Origin of the sequence: Bacillus sp. NMCN1, from assembly GCF_002998085.1 — a bacterium.
Classification (GTDB): domain Bacteria; phylum Bacillota; class Bacilli; order Bacillales; family Bacillaceae; genus Bacillus.
Map to the genome: position 1 here is coordinate 411420 of NZ_PVQL01000001.1, position 13943 is coordinate 425362.

At 41.4% G+C, this 13943-nt stretch carries 12 protein-coding genes; 9 read left to right on the forward strand and 3 right to left on the reverse strand.

Annotation, left to right across the window (positions count from 1 at the left end; genetic code table 11):
• Positions 1 to 38 precede the first annotated feature (38 nt).
• The 5 genes from C6W21_RS02230 (at position 39) to C6W21_RS02250 (ending at position 5217) form a co-directional block, all read left to right on the forward strand.
• A complete protein-coding gene (locus C6W21_RS02230; RefSeq protein ID WP_044331928.1) occupies positions 39 to 281 on the forward strand; it encodes a transcriptional regulator SplA domain-containing protein in 243 nt (80 codons plus the stop codon).
• Positions 282 to 363: 82 nt separating this feature from the next.
• A complete protein-coding gene (gene splB, locus C6W21_RS02235) occupies positions 364 to 1392 on the forward strand; it encodes a spore photoproduct lyase (protein WP_106049155.1) in 1029 nt (342 codons plus the stop codon).
• A 116-nt stretch (positions 1393 to 1508) separates the two neighbouring features.
• Entirely contained in the window at positions 1509 to 3470 is a 1962-nt protein-coding gene (locus C6W21_RS02240) for a methyl-accepting chemotaxis protein (protein ID WP_106049156.1), read from the forward strand.
• 75 nt (positions 3471 to 3545) lie between these two features.
• Positions 3546 to 4331 carry an SDR family oxidoreductase gene (locus C6W21_RS02245; protein ID WP_106049157.1) on the forward strand — a complete coding sequence of 262 codons (786 nt, stop codon included), beginning with the start codon at positions 3546 to 3548 and terminating at the stop codon, positions 4329 to 4331.
• Positions 4332 to 4344: 13 nt separating this feature from the next.
• Positions 4345 to 5217 carry an NAD(P)-dependent oxidoreductase gene (locus C6W21_RS02250; RefSeq protein WP_106049158.1) on the forward strand — a complete coding sequence of 291 codons (873 nt, stop codon included), beginning with the start codon at positions 4345 to 4347 and terminating at the stop codon, positions 5215 to 5217.
• Positions 5218 to 5257: 40 nt separating this feature from the next.
• Here C6W21_RS02250 and C6W21_RS02255 read toward each other — a convergent pair whose 3' ends face one another.
• Positions 5258 to 6058 carry a CAP domain-containing protein gene (locus tag C6W21_RS02255; protein ID WP_106049159.1) on the reverse strand — a complete coding sequence of 267 codons (801 nt, stop codon included), beginning with the start codon at positions 6056 to 6058 and terminating at the stop codon, positions 5258 to 5260.
• A 336-nt stretch (positions 6059 to 6394) separates the two neighbouring features.
• Between C6W21_RS02255 and C6W21_RS02260 the strand changes: the two genes are divergently transcribed.
• Both C6W21_RS02260 and C6W21_RS02265 read left to right on the forward strand, forming a co-directional pair.
• The gene (locus C6W21_RS02260) at positions 6395 to 8521 is read left to right on the forward strand and encodes a peptidoglycan D,D-transpeptidase FtsI family protein (RefSeq protein ID WP_106049160.1); all 2127 of its coding nucleotides are present in this window, start codon (positions 6395 to 6397) and stop codon (positions 8519 to 8521) included.
• Between the two features lie 155 nt (positions 8522 to 8676).
• Entirely contained in the window at positions 8677 to 10506 is a 1830-nt protein-coding gene (locus C6W21_RS02265; protein WP_106049161.1) for a PAS domain-containing sensor histidine kinase, read from the forward strand.
• 25 nt (positions 10507 to 10531) lie between these two features.
• On the opposite strand, the gene C6W21_RS02270 is transcribed toward C6W21_RS02265, so the two are convergent.
• A complete protein-coding gene (locus C6W21_RS02270; RefSeq protein ID WP_106049162.1) occupies positions 10532 to 11701 on the reverse strand; it encodes an aminotransferase A in 1170 nt (389 codons plus the stop codon).
• A gap of 292 nt (positions 11702 to 11993) precedes the next feature.
• On the opposite strand from C6W21_RS02270, the gene C6W21_RS02275 reads away from it, so the two are divergent.
• Positions 11994 to 12878 (forward strand): cation diffusion facilitator family transporter, encoded by an 885-nt coding sequence (locus C6W21_RS02275; RefSeq protein WP_106049163.1) that lies wholly within the window; start codon positions 11994 to 11996, stop codon positions 12876 to 12878.
• 62 nt (positions 12879 to 12940) lie between these two features.
• Here the strand turns inward: C6W21_RS02275 and C6W21_RS18950 are convergent, their stop codons facing one another.
• The gene (locus tag C6W21_RS18950; RefSeq protein WP_162839369.1) at positions 12941 to 13093 is read right to left on the reverse strand and encodes a hypothetical protein; all 153 of its coding nucleotides are present in this window, start codon (positions 13091 to 13093) and stop codon (positions 12941 to 12943) included.
• A 301-nt stretch (positions 13094 to 13394) separates the two neighbouring features.
• On the opposite strand from C6W21_RS18950, the gene C6W21_RS02280 reads away from it, so the two are divergent.
• Positions 13395 to 13934, forward strand: a complete 540-nt coding sequence (locus tag C6W21_RS02280; RefSeq protein ID WP_106049164.1) for an RDD family protein — start codon at positions 13395 to 13397, stop codon at positions 13932 to 13934.
• Positions 13935 to 13943: the final 9 nt, after the last annotated feature.

The window sequence follows — 13943 nt, forward strand, 5'->3', positions numbered from 1 at the left end:
GTCATATCCGGCAGAGAGAGGGGCATCCTATAAGAAAAATGGAGGTGACCAGATTGCCTTTCTCAGACTATAAACCGGGTGATCAAGTATATGTGATTTATCGAAATCCACATGCAGCAAACGTAGCACAAATCAAAGAAGCAGAAATTGTTTCACATCCATACAACGAAGAGGAGCTTGCCCTATTTTTACTTGAAACGTATCATCCTTTAGCTCCAGATGATGCGGTCTTTCCGACATATGAAGAGGCAGAAGCTCTTTATCAAGATTTGTTTGAATAAGGGAGATTTTAGAAAGGATAAAAGCCATCCTGCGCGGTTAAAGTAACGGTATGAAAACCTATAAGGTAAGGATGTGCTAAATATGATCAAACCTTTTGTGCCCCAGCTTGTGTACATTGAACCAAGGGCGCTAGAGTACCCGTTAGGACGAGAGCTGAAGGAAAAGTTCGAGGGTATGGGTATTGAAATAAGAGAAACGACTTCACATAACCAAGTAAGAAATATTCCGGGTAAAAATGATTTGCAAAAGTATCGTAATGCGAAATCAACGCTTGTCATTGGTGTGAGGAAAACGTTGAAGTTTGATACGTCTAAACCATCTGCAGAGTATGCGATCCCATTTGCGACAGGCTGTATGGGTCATTGTCATTATTGCTATTTGCAAACAACAATGGGAAGTAAGCCGTACATTCGAACGTACGTCAATGTAGAAGAAATATTAGATCAGGCTGAGCAGTACATGAACGAGCGAGCGCCGGATATCACGAGATTTGAAGCATCATGTACTTCAGACATCGTAGGAATTGACCATTTGACACATACTCTCAAACGAGCGATTGAATACTTCGGGCAGACCGACCTAGGAAAACTTCGCTTCGTCACTAAATTTCATCATGTCGATCATCTGTTAGATGCAAAGCATAATGGCCGAACAAGATTCCGTTTTAGTATCAATGCGGACTATGTCATTAAATATTTCGAGCCTGGAACATCACCGCTTGATCAGCGGATTGAAGCGGCTGTAAAGGTCGCAAAGGCAGGCTATCCTCTTGGCTTTATTATTGCCCCAATCTACATCCATGAAGGCTGGCAGGAAGGGTATAAAGTTCTTTTTGCAAAGCTCGATGCAGCCCTTTCTCAAGATGTAAGAGACGATATCACCTTTGAGATGATTCAGCATCGTTTTACAAAACCAGCGAAGCGTGTGATCCAAAAAAACTATCCGAAATCAAAATTAGAATTAGATGAAGAAAAAAGAAGATACAAGTGGGGTAGATATGGAATTGGGAAATATATCTACCAAAAAGATGAGGAACAAGAATTAAGACAGACGTTAGAATCATATATTGATCAGTACTTTCCGTCTGCAAAAATTGAATATTTTACTTAAAGCAAGCCTTTATGGCTTGTTTTTTTCTATTTAAATTTTCTTACAACTATTGAATGCGGTACCAATTTTGCCGATATACAAAATAAGATACGAAAGTAGGATGTAGGGGTGATGAGATGTTTAAGAAACTTCAAGTGAGAATAGCTGTTTTCATCTCAGTTATTTTAATTTTAACCGTCGTGGCCGTTCAAGTGGGTTCCAACATAGTATTAACACCACTCATTGAACGGGATGCAAAAACCACCACAGCGGCAACGGCAGAAAGCATGAGAGATATTATTGCACAAAAGCTTGATAATTACGGGGATACAATTAACAAACTGGCAACAAGTACACTGACTGAAGATTTTGCACAAAAGCAAACAAAACAAACATTAGCCTTTGAAAACGATGAACTAAAAGTCTTGCAGGAGCAGGATGAACTCATCTCACTTGCCTATATAGGAACAAGTGACGGTAAAATGTTTGCCTTCCCAGAATCTGATTTTGGTGAAGGATATGATCCAACTAAGCGAGATTGGTTTATCAATTCGGCTGAAAAGCCTGATGAGGTCATTTGGACAGATCCATATATTGATAAAGCAACGAATGAAATGGTTGTCTCAGCCACCAAGGCAATTGTGCGAAATGGAAAGGTTGTTGGAGTCGCAGGACTTGATTTGAAGCTGTCTGCCATTCAATCGTATATAAAGGAACAAAAGATTCCTTATATGGGAACCGCTTTCTTAGTTGATGGCAAAGGAACGATTTTGGCACATCCAACTGAGCAAGGAAAAAACATATCAAAAGTCGCTTCTGTAAAAAAAGCGATCGACAATTCCGGTATTGATGATAACAAAGAACTGACGGTCATATCTAAAATCAAAGAGGCCGATTGGACAATAGGTGTCAGCTTTGAGAAAAAGAAACTGCTTTGGATCACAGAACAAATGAATCAGACAAGCATCATTATTTCAGTCATTGCCATTGTTCTTGCGATCATTCTCAGTTTCTTATTAGCAAGAAGCATCACAACGCCAATCAAGCGTCTGATCGAGCATGTGCGTAAGGTGTCTGAAGGTGATTTAACCAGCTCGCTTGAAACGAAATCTCAAGATGAGATTGGTTTCCTCACGAAGAGCTTTAATCAAATGACCGAGGGGATCAGAGAATTAATTGAAAAAGTAAAAGGGGCTTCAGACCAAGTAGTGACATCAACGGATGAAGTCACACAAATATCAAATGAAACCTTACTGTCGAGCGAACAGATTGCAACGGCCATTCAAGAGGTGGCAACAGGTGCGTCTAAGCAGGCATCAGAAGCAGAAACGATTAATGAGAAATCAGAGCATTTATATGAAAAAGTACGTCATATGGGTGAGCTTGCTACGCAAATGCAAGCCAACTCAAAATCATCTGAAGATGCCGGCTATAGAGGGCTCGATGCACTAGGTATGCTCGTTCAAAAATCAACACAAGCGAACGAGGAATCGAAGAAAGTGGAGCAAATGCTGCTTGACCTTGAGCATAAAACGAAAAATATTGAAAACGTTGTGACCGCCATCTCTGAAATCTCTGATCAAACGAATTTACTTGCACTGAATGCAAGCATTGAAGCAGCGAGAGCCGGAGAAAGCGGACGAGGATTTGCTGTTGTTGCAGAAGAGGTCAGAAAGCTTGCTGAACAATCTGCGCAATCAACAAAACACATTAGTGAAACCGTCAAGCTCATTCAAGATGAATCGAAGAAGGCGGCTGAAGCGATGACAGCAGCAAGTAAGATGAATGAGGAACAAGGTGACGCCATTAATGCAACAGGCGAGGCACTGAGCAGCATCACAATGGAAATGCAGGCACTTGTCGGCTCAATTGACAGCATTCATACCCAGATCAATGAAATGACAGACGAACAGCAGAAAATGAATGACTCCATTCAAAGCATTGCTGCAATCTCAGAAGAATCTGCGGCTTCAGCTGAGGAAGTGCATGCGTCTACAGATGAACAAGTCCAAGCTTTAGAAAGAACGAAAACCTCGACTGAAATGCTGAACGAATCAAGCCAGGCATTACGTCAGGCGGTTGATCGGTTTAAGCTGTAATCAAGCGGAAAGGAACCTTGCGACGTGAGCAAGGTTCTTTTTGTATGATAAAATAAGAGCAGAGGAGGTGTTGACATGGATGTCAATCTATCTGGAAAAAAAGCCTTGGTCGCTGCAAGCAGTCAAGGTATTGGAAAAGCCATTGCCTTTGCTCTAGCAAAAGAGGGAGCAGATGTGATGCTTTCAGGAAGGCATGAGCACACGCTGAAAGAAACGGTCATAGAATTATCTCCGCTTGTAAAAGGAAAGCTGACTTATCAAGTATGTGATGTGTCTGACGCGCAGCAAATCAAGGCACTCGTTCAAGCGGCAGCTGGTGATGAGAAGTGTCTAGACATTCTTGTGAACAATACAGGCGGGCCTAAAACAGGGACGCTTGAAACCTTAACTGATGAAGACTGGATGGAATCATTTCAGCTTCATTTACTCAGCTATATTCGATTATTAAAAGAGGCATTGCCTTATTTGAAAAAACACGGCGCACGGGTTTTAAACATTGCGTCTATGTCAGTGAAAGAACCGATCCCAGGCTTGATGCTGTCGAATACTTTTAGACCGGCTATAGCCGGCTGGACAAAAACAGCCGCTCAGGAGCTTGCAAAGGATGGCATTTTAATCAATACGTTAGCCCCAGGGAAAATTGAAACAGACCGCGTCAAACAGCTTGACAAGCACCGCGCACAGGCAGAGCACCTAACGGTTGAAGAAATCAAAGCACAGGCTGAACGTGCAATTCCGCTTGGACGTTATGGACAGCCAGAGGAATTTGCAGCATATGCAGCCTTTCTTTTATCTGAAGCTAATACATATATGACAGGTCAAACACTCATCATTGATGGTGGTTTGACAAAGTCTCTTTAAGGAGGAACAAGTGATGACGCAAATCAAAACAGTTGGTTTTATTGGAATAGGTGTAATGGGATGCAGTATGGCAGGGCATTTAATGGATGCCGGATATGAAGTTCTCGTTTATACAAGAACAAAAGAGAAAGCAGATGCACTCATTCAAAAAGGCGCATCATGGAAGCCGGCAGTCAAAGAGATTGCAGAACATGCAGATGCTGTCATCACAATGGTAGGATATCCATCAGATGTAGAAGAAATCTATTTAGGTGAAGAAGGGCTTGTGGCACATGCTGCACCTGGTACTTATCTGATTGATATGACTACATCGAAGCCTCAGCTGGCAAAAGAAATTGAAGTGAAAGCGAAAGAAAAAGGGTTGTTTGCATTAGATGCACCAGTTTCTGGCGGAGACGTAGGAGCAAAAAATGGAACGCTTGCGATTATGATTGGCGGAGAAAAATCAGCCTATGAAGCGTGCCTGCCCTTATTTGAGCAAATGGGCGAAAACATTCAATATCAAGGACCTGCTGGAAGCGGGCAGCATACCAAAATGTGTAACCAAATTGCGATTGCAGCAGGTATGGTAGGTGTTGCAGAGGCCATGGCCTATGCCGAAAAGTCAGGGCTTGATCCAGAGCATGTGCTCAAAAGCATTACAACAGGCGCGGCAGGAAGCTGGTCCTTGTCAAACCTTGCCCCAAGAATGCTGAAAGGTGATTTCGAGCCAGGGTTCTACGTGAAGCATTTTATCAAGGATATGGGCATTGCACTTGAGGAAGCAGAACTGATGGGAGAAGAAATGCCAGGACTCTCACTTGCAAAGTCACTTTATGAAAAGCTGAGCGAACAGGGCGAAGAAAACAGCGGCACACAGAGTATATATAAATTATGGGTGAAATAAAAAAGCCTGTCCCACTTAGGGACAGGCTTTTTTAGATATCTTATTTTCCGATGAATTGCTGCGTCCAGTAGTTGCCAGATTTCACATAACCTACACCGATATGTGTATAGTTTTTGTTTAAGATATTGGCTCTGTGGCCTTCACTGTTCATCCAAGCAGTCACAACTTCTTGAGGAGATTTTTGACCTTGGGCAATGTTTTCACCTGCTGTTTTGTAAGTGATACCGAATTTCTTCATTTGATCAAATGGAGATCCGTAAGTTGGGCTTGTATGAGAGAAATAGTTTTTATCTTTCATATCTTGAGATTTTGCGCGAGCAGATTTGCTTAGTTTTGAATCAACAGAAAGTGCTTTTAATCCTTGCTTTGCACGCTCTTTGTTTGTAAGCTCAACGACTTCTTTTTCAAATGCATTCAAGCTGCTGTCTGCTTTTGTTGCCGTTGTGTCTTTTTCGTCAGCTTTTGTGTTGTTATTGTTGTTTGTGTTTTGTTTTGCTGGCGTACTTGGTTTAGAAGCAGTAGGTTTTTTCACTGATTCTTGTTTTTGTTCATTTTTTGCTTTGTTTACTTCTTTCACCACTTTTGTGCCAGTAACAGGTTGACCGCTTTTGATCAGCTTGTTTAAAAGAGCTTCGATCTCTTTTTGATTCGACTTGCTTAGCTTGTTTACATCTGAAGAGATATGTAATTTTGCAGCTAATGTATGAAGATCAATGGTTTGATGCTGTACATGTATTACTTGTTTCAGGTTAAGCTCCTTCGCATCAGCTGAATGTCCCCCAGTGAACGTGATGAGTGCAGCAGCCGTTAGCGCTGAAAAAAAGAATGATTTCTTCTTCATATTGTAACTCCTCCTAAAATCTTTGTTTTGTTTTCTCACAGAAAATCATAACATGGACTTTTTGTTATAAACGTACCAGCATCCTCCATTGACAATGCCTGTTTGTCATTTTTGTTAAAGTCATAAAAAAAGCCGCCTCATATCAAAGGATAGGGAATTCTTCCATTTAAAGAAAACGACATAAACTTACCAATATTTTAAAGTGTTAGTATATTTTTTTGCATAATAGGGATTGACAGCTTTTTTTCACTTGTTTCGCTGTAACAACTATTACAAAAGTGTTACAATAATGAGTGGTAATTGTAAAAGATTGAAAGGATGAGAGGAGCTACATAAGTGGGAGAGAAACAGCATCAAGGTGGTGCCGAGCAGAAAAAAATCAAGCGCCGGAACGCCTGGAGGATTAATCTCTTTTTCTTCGCTGTCTTTAGTTTATTTGCTGGACTTGTGATCAAGCTTGGTGTGCTGCAGATCGTCAATGGTGAGGATTATAAAAAGCAAGCAAACCGAACAGAGGTCAAAACAGCATCATACCCGTCCCCAAGAGGAAAAATGTATGACGCGAGAGGAAGAGTCGTCGTTGATAACGTAAGTGTTCCTGCCATCGTTTATACATCAGAAAGCGGTGTGAAAGCGAAGGATAAGATTAAGGTAGCAAGAAAACTTGCGACTTATATAAAAATGGATACTGATTTTTTGAGAGAGCGTGACATTCGAGATTTTTGGCTGGCGAGCAACCCGGAAAAAGCGGATAAGCTCCTTTCAAAAGCAGAGAAAAAGGATCTTAAAGCAAAGGATGTCTATCCGCTTCAAGTAGAGCGTGTGCCTAAGAAAGAAGTCAAGGCGATCGAAAACGATGCAGAGGAAAAAGCAGTTGCAGCGATCTATCGTAGATTTACAGGCGGATATGCCTTTGAGCCTCAAATTGTGAAAGCAATGGACCCGAACGAAGAGAAAAAAGGGGACGAAAAAGTGGCTTTGCTTGATGAAACAAAAGAATCCAAGCAGACGTCATCCGTAAGCTTGACCTATGAAGAGATTTCACTTGTGTCAGAGCATCTTGATGAACTGCCTGGTGTGAATGTCATCAATGATTGGACAAGAAAATACCCGTATGAAAAGACGCTTTATAATGTACTTGGCGGTGTGACCACACCAGAGCAAGGCATTATAAAAGAGCGTGAAGATTACTATATGGCAAGAGGCTACTCACGAAATGACCGGGTAGGGAAGAGCTATTTAGAGTATCAATATGAGGATTTTCTGAACCCAGAGAAAGCGACCGTTCAATATACTCAGGTTGGCGGGAAGTTGCTCGATGAAATCAAGAGGACAGAGGGACGAAGAGGACTTGATCTTGCACTGACATTTGATATGGAGCTGCAAAAGGAAGTCGATAAGATCGTCGAATCAGAGCTTAGATCCGCTAGTGCGAGAAACTATATGATGGACCGTGCATTTGTCGTGATGATGGACCCTAACACTGGGGATGTTCTCGCGATGTCAGGCAAGAAAATGGACGGTAGAGACGTCACAGATTATGCCATCGGAACATTTACGACCCAGTACGAAATGGGCTCTGTTGTCAAAGGAGCCACAGTACTTGGCGGTTATCAGGACGGGATGTCACATAACCAATCCTATATGGATACACCGCTCTATTTTGCAGGAAGTGGTGGAAAGCCGAAACAGTCTTACAAAGTTCTTGGATGGGTCAATGACCTTCAGGCTCTCCAAAAAAGTTCCAACGTCTACATGTTCCAAGTAGCGATGAGAATGGCGGGCATCACCTATCAAAAGGATGGTCCGTTACCGGCAAGACCTGAGCACTTACAAAAAATGAGAAACTACTATGCGCAATTCGGTCTTGGCGTAAAAACAGGGATCGACCTGCCGCAGGAATCAAGCGGGATGCAGACACATCCTAAGACGGTCGGCGGACTTTTGCTCGATGAAGCAATTGGCCAGTATGACACGTATACACCGCTTCAAGTTGCCCAGTACATGTCGACGATCGCCAATGGAGGAAATCGCGTTCAGCCAAGAGTGGTGAAAAGCGTTCACCTTCCAACGAAGAAGGATGAAGTAGGCCCAGTCGTGAAAAAATATGAGCCGAAGGTGCTGAACACGATTAACAACTCGAAAGCAGATATTGACCGCGTCAAAATGGGGCTGAAAATGGTCACATCGACCGGCGGTACTGCCGCTGGCCGCTTTGGTCAGCATGATGTCGCAGGAAAAACAGGGACGGCCCAAACCTTTTACTATGGTGCCAACCGCAGCTGGTGGGGAAATCCCACATACAATTTAACCTTTGGGGGATATTATCCATCGTCCAATCCGAAGGTGGCTTTTAGTGTCGTGACACCTTATGTCTCAGATAAAGATTCCGTCATTAAAACCATCCCAAGTAAAATTATTGATAAGTACGTTGAATTACAAAAGAAATACGAAAAGCAGTAAACAGCAGAGAGCACATCAAGAGAATGTGCTCTTTTTTGCTGAAAATATGGACGTTTCCCTCGATGACGGAAGGAAAATACGGGTTTTCTAGCGAATCTTTTTTATACATCAATCTAAGGACAACCCTAAAAAATGAAAAGGAGGGTCGGACGACGATGGAACAAAAAATGAAAGATTCGAATCAGCTTTATTCGAATATCGATTTACATGCCGTTCTTTCTTCTAATGGCCGCTTTCTCTACATTTCTTCTAACTGTAAGCAGCTTTTGCTCTATGAACAAAAGGATTTACTAGGGTGTTTTTTGAAAGACTATGTTCATACCGAAGATCAATTTCTCGTCGAGAGTTATTTCTACAATCAGCACATGCTGGAGATTTGCCACTTTAGGCTGCTTAGAAGTGACCTAACAGCTGTATGGATTGAAGCTAGTATTGATTTTGTCGCTTGTGATGAGTTAGACAGTGAATTAAGTAGAGAAATGATCCTAAAAATGAGGGTGCTGGACGCTGAACCGCAAAAAGCAGCATTTCAAACAACATCAGAAGTGTCAGAACAGTCGTTAGGCAGTCTGCCGGCTTTCCAACATGTCAGTGAAGCTGAACAATTGATTGCCATGCTGCCAAATCCGTTATGTATTACGATTTTAGGGGAAATTGTTTATGCGAATGATGCGATGCTTCAATTAATGGGGGTATGTACAAGAGATGACATGATCGGCAAAACTGCATTTGACTTTATTGCTGAGGAGTACCATGACATTGTGAGAAGCCGAATTACAAGGCTGCAACAAGGTCTTCCAGTCGGAATGATTGAACAGATTTGGAAGCGGAAAGATGGAAGCAGCATTCATATCGAAGTGAAGTCATCACCTACGATCTATCAAAATCAGCAGGCAGAGCTTTTGCTGTTAGTAGACATCTCATCTCGTAAGAAATTCCAAACCGTTCTTCAAAAAAGCCGGGAGCGGTATCAGTTGCTCATCCAAAACTCCATTGATACGATTGCAGTCATTCATGATCACAAATGGGTGTTTATGAATGAATCAGGCATTAAATTATTTGAAGCCGAGCATTACGATAAATTAATAGGAAAAGATATTTTCCATCAAATCCATTCCTGTGACCAGCAAAAAGTCAAAAAGAGCTTATCACGTATTATTGAAAGAGCATCAGATTCCGAGATTGTCACGATGAGCTGTCATACGTTTAAACACAAGCTGATTTATACAGAAATGGTGTGTATCCCAACTACGTTTTTTGGAGAAACAGCCGTTCAAATTATTTTAAGAGATATATCCGAACGCAAGCAGACAGAAGAGCTCATGCTCCGGTCTGAAAAATTATCGATCGCAGGTCAATTGGCTGCTGGCATCGCACATGAAATCAGGAACCCATTGACCGCCATCAAAGGCTTTTTACAGCTCATTAAACCGAAAACAAAAGATCGGGATCAATATTTCGAGATTGTTTTTTCCGAGCTGAGCCGGATAGAAATTATTTTAAGCGAGCTGCTCATGCTGGCAAAACCGCAGCAAACGGCTTCGATGCAGATACTTGATTTGAAAAAAATCATCAGTGAAGTCACGGCTTTATTAGAAACACAAGCGAACTTAAATGGCATTTTAATGAACACAAGTGAAATAGAAGAGGATCTCCTGATGAACGGGGATCAAAATCAGCTCAAGCAGGTGTTTATCAATTTAATCAAAAATGCCGTCGAATCCATGCCGGACGGAGGAAAGGTAGACATCACGGCCAAAGCAGAAAGGGATGGGATTCTCGTCACCATTCGTGATGAAGGGGTTGGCATTCCTGAATCGGTCATGAAGCGAATAGGTGAGCCCTTTTTAACGACAAAGGAAAAAGGCACTGGACTTGGCCTCATGGTGACATTTAATATTTTAGAAAATCACAACGGGACGATCCGTGTGGATAGTCATCCCGAAAAGGGCACCGTATTTCACATCATGTTTCCTGCAAAATAAAAACAACGGCAAGAGAGCCGTTGTTTCAATCTAGCGAATGAATGGAACGTTTTTCAAGAACAAATTGTTCTAGGCGGTCAAGTCCTTCTTTCAGTGTTTCAAGTGAATAAGCATAGGACAGACGCACATACCCTTCGCCGAGTGGAGAGAAAGCAGAGCCTGGTACGACAGCAACTCTTGTACTTTCTAACAGCTCCATACAAAAATCAAAGGAACTCATCCCAAACGATTCAATGGATGGAAAAATATAAAAAGCGCCAGAAGGCTTAATGACCGGAAGCCCCATAGAAATGAGTCGATCATATACATAATCGAGTCTTTTCTTATATTGCTCTCTCATGATGAGTGCATCATCCACACCATTTGTCACAGCTTCAAGTGCCGCCTTTTGTGAGACAGCCGAGGCACAAGACACGTTATATTGATGTACTTTTAATACATGTTTAGCAATTGGAGCTGAAGCAAATAAAAAGCCAATTCTCCAACCGGTCATGCTATGAGATTTAGACAGTCCGTTAATCACAATGGTCTGTTCCTTTAAGAAAGAGGCAATTGAATGATGCGGCCGGTCAAATGTCAGCTCGCTATAGATTTCGTCTGATAAAATAAAGATGTCTTTTCCTTCAAGGAGCTGGGCAATCTCTTTCAATTCTTCTTCCGAAAGCGTGACACCAGTTGGATTCGAAGGATAAGGAAGTACAATACACTTTGTCTTTTCCGTTAATGCATCCTCAATCAGCTTGGCATTTAATTTAAAGCCAGCATTCGTTGTGTCGATATGTACGGGCTTCCCGCCGCACATTCGAATGATCGGTTCATAGCCAGGGTAGACAGGTCCAGGTAAAATGACCTCGTCACCCTCTGATAAAATGGTTCGAAACGCAGCATCAATCGCTTGACTTGCACCTGTCGTCACAATGATTTCAGACTCTGCATCATAATCAAGATGGACTTTCTTCTTGATGTAGTGCTGGATTGCTTGTCTTAGCTCTAGGAAACCAGCATTATGAGTGTACGAAGTAAAATTCTCGTCAATGGCTGCTTTGGCAGCTGTTTTGACATGATGCGGCGTATAAAAATCGGGCTGGCCTATCGTCAAAGAAACGACATCCTCATATGACGATACGAGATTTGAAAATGTTCGAATGCCTGAAATTTCAATATCCTTTACTCTTGGATTCAGCAAATGCTCCATTTCTCATCACCTTAAAAATTTATGTTTTTATCCTATTTTACCATTCACTGCATAAATGTCACCTGCGAAAGGCATTGGATATCATTATCTGTAGTCTATTCTCCTATTCATCACAGCATGAGTGATATATTGAAGAAAGAGCAACATTTATTATAGCGTAACCTCACGAGAAAATACAGGCTGCGGTGAACATGATTAGAAAACGTCACAACTGCGTAAACTGAAAGAACGTGAGAATGAAGTCATGGGAATTGCTTTCATAGACATACGATCTCCTAAAGGAGGACGATAAATGGAACAATCAGCGAAGACATCGAAAATAGCGTTTCTATCCGTGATAAGTAACACATTGGTTGTCATCTTAAAAATCATTGTGGGTCTGCTCACTGGATCTGTTGCCGTTTTATCAGAAGCCATTCATTCTTTTCTCGATTTAATGGCATCTTTTATTGCATTTATCTCTGTTCGTATTTCAAGAAAGCCAGCAGATTCTAAACATCCTTATGGACATGGAAAAGTCGAAAATATTTCTGGAACGATTGAGACCCTGCTGATTTTCGTTGCTGGCATTTGGATCATCTACGAATGTGTTCACAAATTAATGCACCCGGAGCCAGTCAAGCTGCCTGTGCTTGGCATTGTGGTGATGCTGATAGGCGCGCTCATCAATTTTATCGTATCGAAGGCTGTGAACAAAGAGGCGGAGCGAGTACATTCTGTCGCAATGAAATCGAATGCGCTGCACCTGTTAACAGATGTGTATACGTCATTAGGGGTGGCATTCAGTTTATTGCTTGTGGCATTAACCGATTGGTATTTCCTAGATCCGATCATTGGAATGATACTTGCTCTCTTTATTATGCGTGAAGCATTTAAACTCATGAAAGAAGCCTTCCCGCCGCTTGTAGACGCCCGGCTCACACCCGAGGAAGAACAATCGATAGAAGCAATCATTCAAGGATTCAGCCAAGAGTTCATCGAATATCATGATTTTCGAACAAGACGATCCGGTGCAGAGGAATATATTGATTTCCATTTGATTGTAGATGGTAAGACAACGATTGAAGATGTTCATCAATTATGTGATCGAATTGAAGAGAAGATTCAGCAAAAATTTCCGCATGCACAAATCTTTATTCATGTAGAACCTGAAAGTGAAAGTACTTCACAAACGTAAAAAAGGCGATCAACCAACTTAGGTTGTATCGCCTTTTTTTACGCTTCATCTATGAAATGAAATCAATATCCATAAGCAGTATCGTAATCTTCATACCAAGAGATATAAGCTGCGTCATCATTTGACAAATCATGCTTCATGTCCAAAAAATCAGCTTCGCAAATATCTTCAATCACAGTCATTTCGTTGTTCTTTAATAGTACGACAGTTCCCATCATGAACACCTTTCTTTAAAAAATCCTTGACTATTGTACCATGTGAAGAGCGGTTGTCAACAGCAGAATGGAAACAAGACGAAAATATCACAAAATGTTAAAAAATCAGGAGGTAAAAGAACTAGAATTGCCATGATTTTTACAAATTTTCAGTATTTATTCTCATAAAACATTGAGAACAAACTGATCTAAAATATATGTAAAAGTGTGAAGCTCCATTGATCTTACTATATTCATAAGATATAATAACGAATGATTATAAGAAATTTATAGAAAACATACATAATAAAGGAGAAATAGGATGGAAACAAACATGACAGAACCACACATTCAAGAAAAGAAGCATCCTGAGCTAGCAGGAGTGGGCTACCGCTTTCTTGCCCACCTTTTGGACGGCGTCATTATCAGTGTTCCTTATGCCTTCATCATGTTTATTTTGTTCACACTCTTTTTTGTCTCAAGCCCAGAGGCAGCATTGATGCTAGATGACGACAGCTATTACTATTCCACAACCGTCATGACGGATGAGGAATGGGCAGTCATTATGGGGCTTATCTTATTCTACGTAGCATCGATCTTAATCGGTATCGTGTTGACATGGCTTTATTACGCTATTATGGAAGCATCAAAACTGCAAGGAACTCTTGGTAAGATGGCTCTTGGGATCAAAGTGACAAAAGTAACGGGCGGAAAAGTCACATTCGGACGAGCAACTGGCCGCTTTTTTGCAAAAGGCTTTTTGTCTCCAATCTTATGTATTGGCTACATCATTGCCTTTTTCACAGAGAAAAAACAAGCACTTCACGATTTAATTGCAAGTACGATTGTTGTGAAGAAATAACGAAAAAAG

Excerpts from the sequence above, each read along its gene's own strand:
- C6W21_RS02265 (WP_106049161.1), top strand. The coding sequence starts at position 8,677 with ATGGAACAAAAAATGAAAGATTCGAATCAGCTTTATTCGAATATCGAT.
- C6W21_RS18950 (WP_162839369.1), bottom strand. The coding sequence starts at position 13,093 with ATGGGAACTGTCGTACTATTAAAGAACAACGAAATGACTGTGATTGAA.
- C6W21_RS02255 (WP_106049159.1), bottom strand. The coding sequence starts at position 6,058 with ATGAAGAAGAAATCATTCTTTTTTTCAGCGCTAACGGCTGCTGCACTC.
- C6W21_RS02230 (WP_044331928.1), top strand. The coding sequence starts at position 39 with ATGGAGGTGACCAGATTGCCTTTCTCAGACTATAAACCGGGTGATCAA.
- C6W21_RS02280 (WP_106049164.1), top strand. The coding sequence starts at position 13,395 with ATGGAAACAAACATGACAGAACCACACATTCAAGAAAAGAAGCATCCT.
- C6W21_RS02250 (WP_106049158.1), top strand. The coding sequence starts at position 4,345 with ATGACGCAAATCAAAACAGTTGGTTTTATTGGAATAGGTGTAATGGGA.
- C6W21_RS02245 (WP_106049157.1), top strand. The coding sequence starts at position 3,546 with ATGGATGTCAATCTATCTGGAAAAAAAGCCTTGGTCGCTGCAAGCAGT.
- splB (WP_106049155.1), top strand. The coding sequence starts at position 364 with ATGATCAAACCTTTTGTGCCCCAGCTTGTGTACATTGAACCAAGGGCG.
- C6W21_RS02240 (WP_106049156.1), top strand. The coding sequence starts at position 1,509 with ATGTTTAAGAAACTTCAAGTGAGAATAGCTGTTTTCATCTCAGTTATT.
- C6W21_RS02275 (WP_106049163.1), top strand. The coding sequence starts at position 11,994 with ATGGAACAATCAGCGAAGACATCGAAAATAGCGTTTCTATCCGTGATA.
- C6W21_RS02270 (WP_106049162.1), bottom strand. The coding sequence starts at position 11,701 with ATGGAGCATTTGCTGAATCCAAGAGTAAAGGATATTGAAATTTCAGGC.